Here is a 13,733-nt window from a genome sequence, read left to right as displayed (position 1 = left end):
CGATGAGCACTGTTGACCCGCGAACGCGCCTGCTGCTCGAAGCGCCGATAGGCCGCACCCTGCTGCGCCTGGCTGCACCCAATGTACTGGTCATGGTGGCGCAGGCGGCGGTCGGCCTGATCGAAACCTACTTTGTAGGCAAGCTCGGCACCGACGCACTGGCCGGTATGGCGTTGGTGTTTCCTGTCGTGATGCTGATGCAAATGACCTCGGCAGGCGCCATGGGCGGCGGCATTGCATCGTCGGTGGCGCGCGCGCTGGGCGCAGGGCGGCGTGATGATGCGAACGCATTGGTGCTGCATGCGGCAGTGATTGCGCTGGGCTTTGGCTTGGCGTTTTCGCTGGCGCTGCTGCTCGGCGGCCGTTGGCTTTACAGCCAGATGGGCGGCAGCGGCGTTTCGCTGGAGGCGGCGTTGAGTTATTCACACTGGGTGTTTGCCGGTGCGGTTCTGGTGTGGCTTTTCAATTCGCTCGCGGCGGTGATTCGCGGTACGGGCAATATGTCGGTGCCGGCCAATGTGACGGTGGCAGGGGTGGTTTTGTTGGTGCCGCTGTCGCCCTTGCTGATTTTCGGCTGGGGCCCGGTGCCGGCCTTGGGCATCGCCGGCGGCGCGATCGCGCTGCTGCTGTATTACCTGGCTGGCACGCTGGCGCTCGCTGTCTACCTGTGGTCGCAGAGCAGTCTGCTCAAGCCCTCGCTGGCCACCGTCAAGTTGCGCTGGCCCTTGTTTCGCGACATCCTGCGCATCGGCCTGGTGGGCTCTATCTCCACCGTGGCCACCAATTTGGCCATCGGCGTGGCCACCTCGCTGGCGGGTGGCTTCGGGCCGGCCGCCATTGCGGGCTACGGTACGGCTTCGCGGCTGGAGTATTTGCTGGTGCCGTTGGTGTTTGGCCTGGGTGCACCGCTGGTCGCGATGGTCGGCACCTGTATGGGCGCGGGCCTGCATGAGCGGGCGCTGCGCGCAAGCTGGATAGGCGCCGGCATGGCCTTTGCCATGACGGAGGCTATCGGGCTGGCCGCTGCGGCGTTTCCGCGCGCGTGGCTCTCGCTGTTTGGCGCTGACCCTGCCATGCTGGAAGCTGGCACGCTGTACCTGCGCGCGGTTGGGCCGCTGTATGGCTTTTTCGGCGTCGGGCTGGTGTTGTACTTTGCCTCGCAAGGGGCAGGGCGCTTGTTATGGCCGGTGGCCGCCAACATCGCGCGACTGGCGGTTGCCGCTGTGGGCGGCTGGCTCGTGATCCGTTGGGGTGGCGGGCTGGCGCAGGTGTTTATGGCGCAAGGCGCGGCGCTGGTGGTCTATGGTGTGGTGATTGCTGCCGCCATTGCCGGTGGCGCATGGTTTGGCCGGGTGGGATGGCCTTGCCGCACGGCGACGCTGCTGCGGCGTATCCGGCCGGTGTGAGATTCAGTACAGCGAAAGGTGAAAAAGAGCATGAGCACAAGTCCTGAAACCGGCGCTGCCACGCTGCGCTACCTGGATGACCTGAAGCCTGGTGACCGTTTTGTCAGTGGCGAACACGCACTCGATGAGGCGCAGATCACTTCGTTCGCCGCGCAGTTTGATCCCCAACCGTTTCACCTGAGCGATGAAGCCGCCAGGTCCACGCTGTTTGGCGGCCTGGCGGCCAGCGGCTGGCATACGGCGGCCGTCACGATGCGCCTCCTGGTTGGTGGTGGTTTGCCGCTGGCCGGCGGCATCATAGGCGCGGGTGGCGAGATCAGCTGGCCCAAGCCTACGCGTCCCGGCAATGTGCTGCATGTCGAGACCGAAGTGGTCAGTGTGACGCCCTCTGCCTCGCGGCCGGACCGTGGCCGGGTCGTGGTGCGTAGCCAGACGATCAACCAGCATGGCGATGTGCTGCAGCAGTCCGTCTACAACCTGGTGGTTCCGCGCCGGCCTGCTTAACTGGGCAGGGGAGGCGCGCGAGCGCTGTTGCGCTTGAGGGCCACTGTGCCAGAATCCACGCAGGCAGCCAACTTGCGGGATACATAAGATGCTTATCAATTGCGTGGTTTACCAGAACGGCACCAAGCTCGCCGACATCCCGGTCAGCGAGATCAGCGACTACATTTGCCGACCCGATGCCTTTGTCTGGGTGGCGCTGCAGGACGCCACGCCGGAAGAGCTCGAGGAAATGCAGCACGAGTTCAGCCTGCATGAGCTGGCGGTCGAAGACGCCCGGCACGGCCACCAGCGACCCAAGATAGAAGAGTACGGCGCCTCGCTGTTTTCGGTGCTGCACCTGGTGGAGCGCTCCACCGACAAGCCGGGCGAACTTCACGTCGGAGAGGTCGATGTGTTCACCGGGAAAAACTACGTGCTCTCGGTACGCAACCGCAGCAACAAGGGCTTTCTGGGCGTGCGCGAACGCTGCGAGCGCGAGCCCGAGCTGCTGCGCCACGGTTCGGGTTTTGTGCTGTATGCCCTGATGGATGCGGTGGTCGACCGCTACTTTCCCATCCTCGACGACCTCGAGACCGAGCTGGAATTGATCGAAAAGGAAATCTTCACGCCCGGCGCCGCGCGCAAGAACATCGAGCGGCTCTACGAACTCAAAGGCAGCGTGATGATTCTCAAGCACGCGGTCGCGCCGCTGCTCGAAGGCGCCAGCAAGCTTTACGGCGGGCGGGTGCCGCAGATCTGCAGCGGCGTGCAGGATTATTTTCGCGACGTGGTCGACCATTTATCGCGCATCAATGCGCTGATTGAGAACATGCGCGACACGATAGGCACCGCCATCCAGGTCAACCTGGCGATGGTCACCATCGAGGAAAGCGAGGTGACCAAGAAGCTCGCGGCCTGGGCCAGTATTTTTGCGGTGTGCACCGCGTTTGCCGGCATCTGGGGCATGAATTTCGAAGCCATGCCCGAACTCAAATGGCGCTACGGCTACCCTATGGCCATCAGCATGATTGTGGTGGCGTGCTCGCTCCTCTACTGGCGCTTCAAGCGCGCACGCTGGCTATAAGCTGCAACTTAGGGCAAGCGCGGCGGGGCAAAAACCTTGCGCGCCGCCAGCGCGGCCTTGCGGCTGGCGCAGCCCTCAAGGTGGTCATTGACCAGTCCCATGGCCTGCATAAAGGCATACATGGTGGTCGGGCCCACAAACGTCCAGCCGCGTTTTTTGAGGTCCTTGGACAGCGCGGTGGAGGCCGGCGAGGTCGGCATGGCTTTGACGGCCTCGTGCGTGATGGACGCGGGCCGGCTCTTGGCCTCGGGCTCCAGCCGCCAGACAAAAGCGCCCAGCGAGCCGAATTCTTTGCGCAGTTCGATCACACGCTGCGCATTGTTGATGGTCGAGGCGATCTTGCCCGCGTGGCGGACTATGCCGGTATCGTTGAGCAGGCGCTTGATATCGCGCGCGCCGAAGCGCGCCACCTGCTCTGCATCGAAGTTGGCAAAGGCGCTGCGAAAGGCTTCGCGCTTGTTCAAAATCGTCAGCCAGCTCAGGCCGGCCTGGAAACCCTCGAGGCAGATCTTTTCAAACAGCCGGCGTTCGTCGTCCACCGGGAAACCCCATTCGCTGTCGTGGTAGTTGCGGTAGAGGGGCGTTGCCTGGCACCAGGCGCAGCGCGTGGTGCGGCTGTCGTCGGTAAAAAGGCCTGCGGCGGGTGATGCGGCAACCGGGGAGGGCGTGGGTGGGGTGGCGGAAGGCATGGACGATTTTAGGCAGATGCGGTCGGCCGGCGTTATCATGAATCCAATCCCCCTCGTTGACCCGCCACTTCGGAAACACCCATCATGTCCCTCCAGCTTTGGCTCGCATTCGTCGCCGCAACCGCCGTCCTGCTCATCATCCCGGGCCCCACCATCCTCACCGTCATCAGCTACTCGATGGCGCACGGCAGGCGGGCCAATATTCCGCTGGTCGCCGCCGTGGCGCTCGGTGATTCCACGGCGCTAGTGGTCTCGCTGTTCGGCCTGGGCGCTTTGCTCGCGGCCTCGGCTTTCTGGTTCACGGTGGTCAAATTGGCGGGCGGCCTCTACCTGCTCTACCTGGGCATCAAGCTGTTGCGCGCCGGCATTTCGCCCCTGCAGGCGACCGCGCCCGAGGCGCCCGGCTCCTTGTGGAAGCTGTTCGGCAACACCTACCTGGTCACCGCGCTCAACCCCAAGGGCATTGTTTTTTTTGTGGCCTTTTTGCCCCAGTTCATCAACCCGGGCGCCGACGTGGCGCGCCAGCTCTGGATACTGGCCACCACCTTTGTGGTGATGGCCGGCCTTAACGCCACGCTGTATGCGGTGTTTGCCGCTTCCGCGCGCAGCTTGCTGGCTTCGCCGCGCGCGCAGCGGCGGTTTAATTTTGCGGGGGGCTCGCTGCTGTCCGCGGCCGGCGTATGGGCTTTGCTGGCAAAACGGCCTGTTTGATTCCGGACGGTTTCAGGCGGTTGGCGCGCTGAGCGTGCGCTGCATCACCGCGGCGCCCTGGGTCATCATTGCGGCTATGTAGCCCTCCAGTGCATCGGGCAGCACATCGGTGATCCAGACAAAGCGTGTGCGTCTGTCGCCCTCGGCAAACAATTGCGCTGAAGCCATATGGTGGCTGGCCTTGCCGCCGACGACGGTGTAGCTGAGGCGATGCGCTTCCTCATGGATGCCCACAAGCAATTCGTGCGCCGCCGCGCCGTTGGCAAAGGTCACGGTACGGCTGCCGTTGCCGGGCTGGCAGTCCACCACAAAGCCGGGCGCCAGGCGCCGGTGTACCGCGTTGAAATCGCGCAGCGCATCCCAGACGCTTGCTATGCCGGCGTCGACAGTGAATTCCTTGTAGACCGTGGCCATGGTGTTCTCCGACAGGCGCGTGGGGGCGCCTTGTCATCGCAGTTTAGCCACCAAAGCGGGCAGGGCCGGACCTGATTCAGCATCGTTCACAAATGCTTTCCTCTGAGCCTCAGCGCGTTGCTGATCACCGACACCGAACTCAGGCTCATCGCCAGGGCCGCGATCATGGGCGACAGCAGCCAGCCGGTGAAGGGAAAGAGCAGGCCCGCGGCCAAGGGCACGCCGAGCGCGTTGTAGACAAAGGCAAAGCCGAGGTTCTGCTTCATGTTGGCGATCGTCGCTTCCGAGATTTTCCGGGCCTGCGCGATGCCGCGCAAATCACCCTTGACCAGCGTGATCTGGGCGCTGTTCATGGCCACGTCGGTGCCCGTGCCCATGGCGATGCCCACATTGGCCTGTGCCAGGGCCGGGGCGTCGTTGATGCCGTCGCCGGCCATGGCAACGGTATGGCCTTCATCTTGCAGGCGCTTGACCAGTGCCAGCTTGTCGGCCGGCTGCACACCGCCGTGCACTTCGTCAATGCCCAGGCGGGCGGCGATGGCTTTGGCGGTGGTCAGGCCGTCGCCTGTGGCCATGATCACGCGCAGGCCGGCGGCTTTGAGCGCCGCCAAGGCCTCGGGCGTGCTGGCTTTCACCGGGTCGGCCACGGCGAGCAGGCCGGCAAGCTGCCCGTCGACCGCGAGGTGCATCACGCTGGCGCCCTCGGCACGCAGGGCTTCGGCCTGGGCCAGCAGCGCATCCACCGTCACGCCGGCCTGCGCCATCAACGCAGTATTGCCGAGCGCCAGCTGCCGGCCGGCCACACGCCCGCTGACGCCTATGCCGCTGGCCGACTCGAAGTTCTCGGGCGCATCCAGGGGCAGGCCGCGTTCGCGCGCCGCCGCCACGATGGCGTCAGCCAGCGGGTGTTCGCTGCCCTGGTCCAGGCTGGCGGCCAGCCGCAGCACCTCGTCGGCGCCGAACCCGGTGGCGGGGACCGCGCGGTCGAACGCCGGCTTGCCGGCCGTCAGCGTGCCGGTCTTGTCGACGATCAGCACGTCGACAGTGCGCAAATGCTCAATCGCCGCCGCATCGCGAAACAGAATGCCCTGGCCGGCCGCCTTGCCGGTGGCAACCATGATGGACATCGGCGTGGCCAGGCCCAACGCGCAGGGGCAGGCGATGATGAGCACCGCCACCGCGTTGATCAGGCCGTAGACCCAGCTCGGCTGCGGGCCGAAAAATCCCCAGCCCAGAAAAGTCAGCACGGCCACGGCGACTACGGCCAGCACAAACCAGCCGGCCACCTGGTCGGCCATGCGCTGCAGGGGCGCCTTGGAGCGCTGGGCCTGCGCCACCATCTGCACGATTTGCGACAGCATGGTTTGCGCGCCGACGCGTTCGGAGCGCATCACCAGGGCACCGCTGGTGTTGAGCGTGGCGCCTATCAGCTTGTCGCCGGGACGTTTGCTCACGGGCAGTGGTTCGCCGGTCAGCATGGATTCATCGACGGCGCTGCCGCCTTCGGTGACGACGCCGTCGACCGGCACCTTCTCACCGGGGCGCACGCGCAGGCTGTCGCCGACGTGCACATGGGTCAGCGGCACGTCTTCCTCGCTGCCGTCGGCCTTGATGCGCCGCGCGGTTTTGGGCGCCAGGCCCAAAAGCGATTTGATCGCGGCGGAGGTCTGCGAACGCGCCTTCAGCTCCAGCATCTGGCCGAGCAGCGTCAGCGAGATGATCACGTCCGCGGCTTCAAAGTAGACCGCCACACGGCCCATGGAAACAAACGAATCGGGGAACACCCCGGGCGCGAGAGCGGCGACCACGCTGTAGGCAAAGGCCGCGCCAGTGCCCAGGCTGATCAGGGTCCACATGTTGGGGCTGCGGTGGGCCATCGATTGCGCGCCGCGCACGAAAAAGGGCCAGCCTGCCCACAGCACGACCGGCAGGCTCAGCACCAGCTCTATCCAGCTTTGCACTGCCATGTTGAACCAGCCGAGCTGGTGGCCGAACATGGCCAGTACCGTGACGACCACGCTGAGCGGCAAGGTCCACCAGAAACGGCGCGTGAAGGATTTGAGCTCCGGATTCTCATCCTCATCGAGGCTGGGCATGACGGGCTCCAGCGTCATGCCGCAGATCGGGCAGTTGCCCGGATGGTCCTGCCGGATTTCCGGGTGCATGGGGCAGGTGTAAAGGGTTTCGCCGCCCTGGCCCGCATCAGGCTCGCGTGCCGCGGCGGGTGTGGGTTCGGGCGCGGGCGCCGCCTTGGGCGCACCGGCATAGGCCGCCGGGTCGGCGGAGAATTTGGCCATGCAGCCGGCGCTGCAGAAATAGTAAGGCCTTCCTTCGTGCTCAAGGTGATGTGCGGACGCCGTGCTGACGTTCATGCCGCAGACGGGGTCCTTCAGTCCGGCTGGTGCTGTGGGCGGCATGTGGCCTGTGCCGTGTACGCCTCCCGGCGCGGCGTGGTGTGTGTGATTCATGGAGGGCTTCCTTTTCCATTCTGCAGACCTGGACCAGGCCCTTGGACAAGCGTAGACCTTCCCCCTGTGGGAAGGTCAAGCCTCATGGATTTGGGGGCATTTGCCAGGGACGGCGAGAGGGATCATCAGGGCCTGCCGTGGTGGAGGGCCTGATCCATGTCAACCGAAGGCAAAAAAAACGGCACGCCTGCGCGTGCCTGCCGGGCTACACGGGCACGGTGTAGTTCAAGGTCATGCGCCCGCCGTCCACCACCACGATTTCGCCGGTGATGTAGCTGGCCGCATCGCTGGCCAGGTAAGCCACGGTGTCGGCGATCTCCGAAGGTTCGCCCAGGCGCTTCATGGGCGTGCGGCTCATGATTTTGGCCTTGGCCTCGTCGCTGGTGAGCACGGCCCTGGCGGCCAGTTCGGTGGCGATGGTGCCGGGCGCGACGGCATTGACGCGCACGCCCTGGCCGGCCAGCGATAGCGCCATCACGCGCGTGAGCTGGTTGATGCCGCCCTTGCTGACGTTGTAGCTGGCGATCGTGGGAATCGCGAGCACGCCGTTGACCGAGCTCATGTTGACGATGCTGCCCTTGCCGGCGGCGGCCATCACGCGTGCCACGGCCTGGCCCACCAGGAAGGAGCCCTTGAGGTTGATGCGCAGCACGGCGTCAAAGTCGGCTTCCGTCACCTCGAGGAATTCGGCCGCCTTGAAGATGCCGGCGTTGTTGACCAGCACGTCGATGCGGCCGTGGGCGGCCACGGTTTGCGCGACCAGTGCATCGACCTGGGCCTTGTCGCCGACGTCGCAATGCACGTACAGCCCGCCCAGCTCCTTGGCCAATGCCGTACCGGGCGCGTCGGCTATGTCGACAATCACCACATGGGCGGCCTCACGCGCAAAGCGGCGCGCGCAGGCCTCACCTATACCTTGTGCCCCGCCGGTGATGATGCAGACGCGGCCGGCCAGGCCGAAGGAGATGGTGGATGCAGGTGCGGAGATGGGGGTGTTCATGCCCGCATGCTACCCGTGTAGGCCGCGATGAAGTTTTTCGCGCTGTCGGCCACCTGGGCAGCCGTCATGCCGGGCTTGTACAGCGCCGAGCCTATGCCGAAGCCGCTGGCACCGGCCGCGAGGTAGGCGCCCATATTGGCCGGCGTGACGCCGCCCACCGGCATGACAGGGACCGACGCCGGCAGCACGGCGCGCAAGGCTTTCACCACGGCCGGCGTGATCATCTCGGCCGGAAACAGCTTGAGGCCGGTGGCACCCGCTTCAAGCGCGCCAAAGGCCTCGCTGGGGGTGATCACGCCGGGCAGGCAGACCATGCCCAGGCGCGCGGCTTCGCGCACCACGGCCGGGTTGAAGTTGGGCGAGACGATGAGCTGGCCGCCCGCGGCCTGCACATTGCGCACGTCCTCGGGCGTCAGCACTGTGCCCGCGCCTATCAGGGCCTCGGGATAGGCGCTCGCCATGGCGGCGATGCTCTCCAGCGGCTGCGGCGAGTTGAGCGGGATCTCGATCAGCGTCCAGCCAGTGGAGACCAGCGCCTGGCCCACAGGCAGGGCCTCGGCCGGCGTGAGTCCGCGCAGGATGGCGACCAGGGGGAGGGTGGCCAGGGCTTGGGAGAATTTGGAGTGTGCGGTGTTCATGGTGTTCTATCAATGGGTTCGCGGGCTCAGCCCAGCGTGTCGGCAATCGCGCGCAAGCCGCGCCAGGTTGCGCCCGCGCCCACGCGCTGGACGGGCACACCGAGCTGGGCCAGCGCCTGTTCGTAGCGGGCCGTGAGCGCTTCGGCGCCCATGACCACCACGGGTTCGCCGCGCGGCAGCGTCTGCGCCTTGAGTTCTTCGCCTATCACCAGGCCCGAGAGGTAGCTGGGCAGGGCTGCGGTGTCCATGCGGTTGAACAGCGACAGCGTGCGCGTGCTGAAGGCCGTGTTCAGCAGGCCGGGGCCGGCCAGCGCATGGGCCACGCCCTGGTCAAAGGCGGCGCCGTCCAGCGCGGGCTCGTCCTCGGGCAGCATGCGCGAGAGTATGGAATGGCGGCGCAGCAGGGCATACAGCTCGCCCGTCATCCAGGTCGAGAAATCCCTCACCTTGCGATCCGTCACGCTTACCCATTTGCTGTGCGTGCCGGGCAGCACCAGCCGGGCATGGTTGAGGCCCAGCAGCTGCAGGGCGCCGAAGACCTGCGTTTCCTCGCCGCGCATCACATCGGGCACGCCGGCCTTGTCAATGCTCAGGCCCGGCACGATGGCGATGCGGCCGGGTTCCACCCACTCCAACGCGGCGGCAATCGCATCAAAACCCGCGGGGCAGGCGCAGTAGGGCGCTTCGCGCCAGCCTTGTTTGCTGCCGGCCATGCCGGAGATCAGGCACAGCGTGCCGGGCGTCATCCAGTCGCCGAAGCAGCTTTGAAAAACCTCGGGAAAACCGCCGGCCTCCACCGTCAGGATGCCGCGCGGGAAAGCGCGCTCTTGCAGCGCCGCGCCATCAGCGCCCAGCAGCGCGCCGCGCAGCGACGAGCTGCCCCAGTCGACGGCCAGCAGGCGGCTCACAACAAGGCCCTGACCTGTTCGGGGCGCGGCAGCGGCGCCACGGCGCCATAGCCTTGCACCGTGAGGGCGGCCGCCGCATTGGCGTAGCGTGTGGCGTCGAACACCGTGTCGCCCTGGGCGATGCGCGCCAGCAGGTTGCCGCAGAAGCAGTCGCCCGCGCCGGTGGCATCGACCAGCTTGACGCGGTGCACGGGCACGCGTTCGCGCCGCGTGCCGTCGCTGACCAGTGCGCCCTCGCCGCCCAGCTTGAGCACCACGGTTTTGGCGCCCAGGGCATGGCCCCAGTCCACCACCTGGTCGGGGTCCGTCATGCCGTTGAGGGTGGTGATGTCTTCCAGGCTGGGCAGGAAGATGTCGCACAGCGACACGGCGTGGCGGGTGCAGGCCAGCGCGCGGTCCAGCGGCCAGAGCTTGAGCCGCAGGTTGGAGTCAAACGAGACGAGCGTGCCGGCCTCTTTGGCGAGCTTCATCGCGGCGAAGGCCGTGTCGCAGGCGCTCGCGGAAATCGCCAGCGAGATGCCCGAGACATGCAACACCCTGGCCAGGCGCACGGCCTCTGCCGCGCCGGCCTCCCGCAGCCAGGCCGGCGTCATGCGGCTGGCCGCGGAGCCCGCGCGCAGGTAGCTGAACTCATGCCCCTTGGGGCCGTGGGTGACGAAGTAAAGGCCGGTGCTGGCCTCGCTGTCCTGCTGGACGGCTTGCGTGGAGACGTTTTCGGCGGCCCACAAGGCCATCAGCGACTGGCCGAAGGTGTCGCCGCCCAGGCGGGTCAGGTAGGCGGTGCTGGCGCCGGCGCGTGCGGCGGCGATCACGGCATTGCTGGTGTCGCCACCAAAGCCCTGCAGGTAGTTGGGCTGGCCGGCGGTGGTCTGGTTGAATTCCACCATGGCTTCGCCGAGCGCGACGACATCGAATTTTCTGGCTTGCATTGGGTTTCCTGGCTTCTTGCGCCGTCTTCAGGCATCCCGGCGCGGGCCTTTTCAGGGAAGAAAAACCGGGAAAAGCACGCCGCGCCTCAAACCACTATGGTACCCGCCGCCCGCTCGCGGCCCGGTACCCGCCTTGTACCCGGCTCAGTGGTTGTCGCGCGGCACAAAAGCTCCGCGCTTGCCGACCAGGAAGTCCAGGTCCACGCCTTCATCGGCCTGCAGCACGTGGTCGATGTAGAGCTTCCAGTAGCCCGAATTCAGTGGCGGCTGGGGCGGCGTCCAGCCGGCCATGCGTTTTGCCAGTTCCTCATCGCTCACATGCAGGTGCAGGCGGCGATTCGGCACGTCAAGCTCGATGATGTCGCCGTTCTGCACCAGAGCCAGCGGGCCGCCGGCGGCGGCTTCGGGCGCGGTGTGCAGCACCACGGTGCCGTAGGCCGTGCCGCTCATGCGCGCATCGCTGATGCGCACCATGTCGGTGATGCCCTTGCGCAGCACCTTGGGCGGCAGCGGCATGTTGCCGACTTCGGCCATGCCGGGATAGCCCTTGGGCCCGCAGTTCTTGAGCACCATGACGCAGTTTTCGTCGATGTCCAGGTTCTCGTCGTCAATGCGCGCGTGGAAGTCTTCAATGGTTTCAAACACCACGGCCCGGCCCTTGTGGACCATGAGCGCCGGCGTGGCCGCGCTGGGCTTGATGACCGCGCCGCGCGGCGACAGGTTGCCGCGCAGCACGGCGATGCCGGCCTTGTCCTTGAAGGGCGCGGACAAGGGCTTGATCACCTCGGTGTTGAAGTTTTCCGCGTCGGCGATGTTCTCGCCTATGGTCTTGCCGTTGGCGGTGATGGCGCCGGTATGCAGGTGCTGCGCTATTTCCTTCATGACCACCGGCAGGCCGCCGGCGTAGCAGAAGTCTTCCATCAGGTATTTGCCCGAGGGCTGCAGGTTGACCAGGCAGGGCAGTTCGCTGGCGAGACGGTCGAAGTCGTCCACCGAGAGCTCCACGCCTATGCGCCTGGCGATCGCGATCAGGTGGATCACCGCGTTGGTCGAGCCGCCAATTGCCGCCAGTGTCTTGATGGCGTTCTCAAACGCCTGGCGCGTGAGGATTTTTGACAGCGTGAGGTCTTCGTGCACCATCTCGACAGCGCGACGGCCGGCCATGCGGGCCAGCACATTGCGCCGGCCGTCCACCGCGGGGTAGGCGGCGTTGCCCGGCAGGCCTATGCCCAGCGCTTCGACCATGCTGGCCATGGTCGAGGCCGTGCCCATGGTCATGCAGTGGCCGTGGCTGCGGTGCATGCAACTCTCGGCTTCGAAGAATTCCTGGAGTTTCAGGGTGCCGGCGCGCACCTGCTCGCTCATGCTCCAGACGCCGGTGCCCGAGCCCAGCTCCTGGCCGCGCCATTTGCCGCTCAGCATGGGGCCGCCGCTGACGCCCACCGTGGGCAGGTCCACGCTGGAGGCCCCCATGACCAGGGCGGGGGTGGTCTTGTCGCAGCCCATCAGCAGCACCACGCCGTCAATCGGGTTGCCGCGAATGCTCTCTTCCACGTCCATGCTGGCCAGGTTGCGATAGAGCATGGCGGTGGGGCGCAGCAGGGTCTCGCCCAGCGACATCACCGGGAACTCGAGCGGAAAGCCGCCGGCCTCGTAGACGCCTATCTTGACCTGCTCGGCAATCGTGCGGAAATGCGAGTTGCAGGGCGTCAGTTCGCTGAAGGTATTGCAGATGCCGATGACCGGCCGGCCGTCGAACTGGTCGTGCGGAACGCCCTTGCCCTTGACCCAGCTGCGGTAGGCAAAGCCGTCGCGGTCCTGGCGGCCGAACCACTGCTGGCTGCGGAGTTCATGGGCGGGTTTTTTCTTGGGTGGTGTGCTCATGCGGGAAAGTCCTTAATTCGTCAAACATATTATCGTCATACCATTGACCTGACTATCTTAGTGAAAACCATGACCGCAGGAGCCCGCCCCGTGTCCGTCCCGTCCAGCCGCCCGCACATCCTCACCGTCGCCAAGCTCCCGCCCTTCCTGATGGAGCCGCTGCAGGCGGTTTATGAGGTCCATGACAGGCTGCACGAGAGCGACCCCGCGGCCTTTGCCAAGGTCGCGCCGCTGGTGCGCGGCATCGCCGGGGGCGGGGAGTCCAAGGTGCCGCGCTCGTTGATGGACCAATTGCCCGCGCTGGAAATCGTTTCCATCATGGGAGTGGGTTATGACGGCGTGGACGTCGCCGCCGCGCTGGAGCGGCGCGTTCCGGTCACCCACACGCCCGGCGTGCTCAACGATGAGGTGGCGGACCTGGCCATTGGCCTGATGCTGTCGGTGGCGCGCCGCATCCCGCTGGCGGACCGCTATGTGCGTGCCGGGCGCTGGGCCAAGGAAGGGCCCATGCCGCTGGCGCGCAAGGTCTCGGGTGCGCGCCTGGGCATCGTCGGCCTGGGCCGCATAGGCCAGGCCATCGCAAGCCGGGCCGAGGCCTTTGGCATGTCGATTGCGTACACCGGCCGCAGCGCCAAGGCGGAACTCGCTTACACCTTTTACCCCACGGCACAGGCGCTGGCTGCGCAGGTGGATTTCCTCATCGTGATCACGCCGGGCGGCGCCGGCACGCGCCACCTGATCAATGCCGAGGTGCTCAAGGCCCTGGGGCCTGAGGGCTACCTGATCAACGTGGCGCGCGGTTCGGTGGTCGATGAGGCGGCATTGGTTGATGCGCTGCGGCAGGGCGTGATCGCCGGCGCGGCGCTGGACGTGTTCGAAAAAGAGCCGCATCCCAGCGAGGCGCTCTGGTCCATGGAGAACGTGGTGCTGACGCCGCACATGGCCAGCGGCACGGTGCAGACGCGGCACGCCATGGCCAAACTGGCGGTCGACAACCTGCGCGCGCATTTCGCCGGGCAAGCCCTCTTTACCCCGGTGCCGGAATGGCATTGAATCCATCCTGGGCTTGGTTCCGGGGCGCAAATGCTCCGGGTTTTCCATAAAAGACCAGGGGGTTAA

At 66.2% G+C, this 13,733-nt stretch carries 13 protein-coding genes; 5 read left to right on the top strand and 8 right to left on the bottom strand.

What is annotated here, in order from left to right; genetic code table 11:
• Positions 1–2: 2 nt before the first annotated feature.
• From BLQ85_RS12590 to BLQ85_RS12580, 3 genes are all read left to right on the top strand, one after another.
• A complete protein-coding gene (locus BLQ85_RS12590; protein ID WP_074577495.1) occupies positions 3–1,406 on the top strand; it encodes an MATE family efflux transporter in 1,404 nt (467 codons plus the stop codon).
• 30 nt (positions 1,407–1,436) lie between these two features.
• The gene (locus BLQ85_RS12585; protein WP_074577492.1) at positions 1,437–1,910 is read left to right on the top strand and encodes a MaoC family dehydratase; all 474 of its coding nucleotides are present in this window, start codon (positions 1,437–1,439) and stop codon (positions 1,908–1,910) included.
• A gap of 88 nt (positions 1,911–1,998) precedes the next feature.
• On the top strand, positions 1,999–2,973 hold the full coding sequence (locus BLQ85_RS12580; protein WP_074577489.1) for a magnesium and cobalt transport protein CorA: 975 nt from the start codon (positions 1,999–2,001) through the stop codon (positions 2,971–2,973).
• Positions 2,974–2,981: 8 nt separating this feature from the next.
• Here BLQ85_RS12580 and BLQ85_RS12575 read toward each other — a convergent pair whose 3' ends face one another.
• On the bottom strand, positions 2,982–3,662 hold the full coding sequence (locus BLQ85_RS12575) for a DNA-3-methyladenine glycosylase I (RefSeq protein ID WP_074577486.1): 681 nt from the start codon (positions 3,660–3,662) through the stop codon (positions 2,982–2,984).
• Between the two features lie 84 nt (positions 3,663–3,746).
• On the opposite strand from BLQ85_RS12575, the gene BLQ85_RS12570 reads away from it, so the two are divergent.
• Entirely contained in the window at positions 3,747–4,373 is a 627-nt protein-coding gene (locus tag BLQ85_RS12570) for a LysE family translocator (RefSeq protein WP_074577484.1), read from the top strand.
• A 12-nt stretch (positions 4,374–4,385) separates the two neighbouring features.
• On the opposite strand, the gene BLQ85_RS12565 is transcribed toward BLQ85_RS12570, so the two are convergent.
• The 7 genes from BLQ85_RS12565 to BLQ85_RS12535 all read right to left on the bottom strand — a co-directional run bounded on the left by BLQ85_RS12565 (position 4,386) and on the right by BLQ85_RS12535 (position 12,614).
• Positions 4,386–4,787, bottom strand: coding sequence for an SRPBCC family protein (locus BLQ85_RS12565; RefSeq protein ID WP_074577482.1), 402 nt, complete (start codon positions 4,785–4,787; stop codon positions 4,386–4,388).
• Positions 4,788–4,873: 86 nt separating this feature from the next.
• Complete coding sequence (locus BLQ85_RS12560) at positions 4,874–7,255, bottom strand: heavy metal translocating P-type ATPase (RefSeq protein ID WP_217631821.1); 2,382 nt, start codon at positions 7,253–7,255, stop codon at positions 4,874–4,876.
• 205 nt (positions 7,256–7,460) lie between these two features.
• Positions 7,461–8,255, bottom strand: a complete 795-nt coding sequence (locus BLQ85_RS12555; protein WP_074577478.1) for an SDR family NAD(P)-dependent oxidoreductase — start codon at positions 8,253–8,255, stop codon at positions 7,461–7,463.
• Positions 8,252–8,893, bottom strand: a complete 642-nt coding sequence (locus BLQ85_RS12550; RefSeq protein ID WP_074577476.1) for a 2-dehydro-3-deoxy-6-phosphogalactonate aldolase — start codon at positions 8,891–8,893, stop codon at positions 8,252–8,254. The genes BLQ85_RS12555 and BLQ85_RS12550 overlap by 4 nt, the downstream gene beginning before the upstream one ends.
• A gap of 26 nt (positions 8,894–8,919) precedes the next feature.
• Complete coding sequence (locus BLQ85_RS12545) at positions 8,920–9,801, bottom strand: 2-dehydro-3-deoxygalactonokinase (protein ID WP_074577474.1); 882 nt, start codon at positions 9,799–9,801, stop codon at positions 8,920–8,922.
• Positions 9,798–10,730: a sugar kinase gene (locus tag BLQ85_RS12540; RefSeq protein WP_074577472.1), complete on the bottom strand. Its 933-nt coding sequence runs from the start codon at positions 10,728–10,730 to the stop codon at positions 9,798–9,800. The genes BLQ85_RS12545 and BLQ85_RS12540 overlap by 4 nt, the downstream gene beginning before the upstream one ends.
• A gap of 144 nt (positions 10,731–10,874) precedes the next feature.
• On the bottom strand, positions 10,875–12,614 hold the full coding sequence (locus tag BLQ85_RS12535; protein WP_074577470.1) for an IlvD/Edd family dehydratase: 1,740 nt from the start codon (positions 12,612–12,614) through the stop codon (positions 10,875–10,877).
• Between the two features lie 90 nt (positions 12,615–12,704).
• On the opposite strand from BLQ85_RS12535, the gene BLQ85_RS12530 reads away from it, so the two are divergent.
• Complete coding sequence (locus tag BLQ85_RS12530) at positions 12,705–13,667, top strand: 2-hydroxyacid dehydrogenase (RefSeq protein ID WP_254806419.1); 963 nt, start codon at positions 12,705–12,707, stop codon at positions 13,665–13,667.
• Positions 13,668–13,733 lie beyond the last annotated feature (66 nt).

Origin of the sequence: Polaromonas sp. JS666 (assembly GCF_900103405.1) — a bacterium.
Lineage (GTDB): Bacteria > Pseudomonadota > Gammaproteobacteria > Burkholderiales > Burkholderiaceae_C > Polaromonas.
Note: the sequence above shows the minus strand (reverse complement) of the source record. Positions and strands in the feature narration are given on the sequence as shown.

What these genes read in the sequence shown, in the direction of transcription:
- BLQ85_RS12590 (WP_074577495.1), top strand. Translation starts at nt 3, where the DNA reads ATGAGCACTGTTGACCCGCGAACGCGCCTGCTGCTCGAAGCGCCGATA.
- BLQ85_RS12585 (WP_074577492.1), top strand. Translation starts at nt 1,437, where the DNA reads ATGAGCACAAGTCCTGAAACCGGCGCTGCCACGCTGCGCTACCTGGAT.
- BLQ85_RS12580 (WP_074577489.1), top strand. Translation starts at nt 1,999, where the DNA reads ATGCTTATCAATTGCGTGGTTTACCAGAACGGCACCAAGCTCGCCGAC.
- BLQ85_RS12575 (WP_074577486.1), bottom strand. Translation starts at nt 3,662, where the DNA reads ATGCCTTCCGCCACCCCACCCACGCCCTCCCCGGTTGCCGCATCACCC.
- BLQ85_RS12570 (WP_074577484.1), top strand. Translation starts at nt 3,747, where the DNA reads ATGTCCCTCCAGCTTTGGCTCGCATTCGTCGCCGCAACCGCCGTCCTG.
- BLQ85_RS12565 (WP_074577482.1), bottom strand. Translation starts at nt 4,787, where the DNA reads ATGGCCACGGTCTACAAGGAATTCACTGTCGACGCCGGCATAGCAAGC.
- BLQ85_RS12560 (WP_217631821.1), bottom strand. Translation starts at nt 7,255, where the DNA reads ATGAATCACACACACCACGCCGCGCCGGGAGGCGTACACGGCACAGGC.
- BLQ85_RS12555 (WP_074577478.1), bottom strand. Translation starts at nt 8,255, where the DNA reads ATGAACACCCCCATCTCCGCACCTGCATCCACCATCTCCTTCGGCCTG.
- BLQ85_RS12550 (WP_074577476.1), bottom strand. Translation starts at nt 8,893, where the DNA reads ATGAACACCGCACACTCCAAATTCTCCCAAGCCCTGGCCACCCTCCCC.
- BLQ85_RS12540 (WP_074577472.1), bottom strand. Translation starts at nt 10,730, where the DNA reads ATGCAAGCCAGAAAATTCGATGTCGTCGCGCTCGGCGAAGCCATGGTG.
- BLQ85_RS12535 (WP_074577470.1), bottom strand. Translation starts at nt 12,614, where the DNA reads ATGAGCACACCACCCAAGAAAAAACCCGCCCATGAACTCCGCAGCCAG.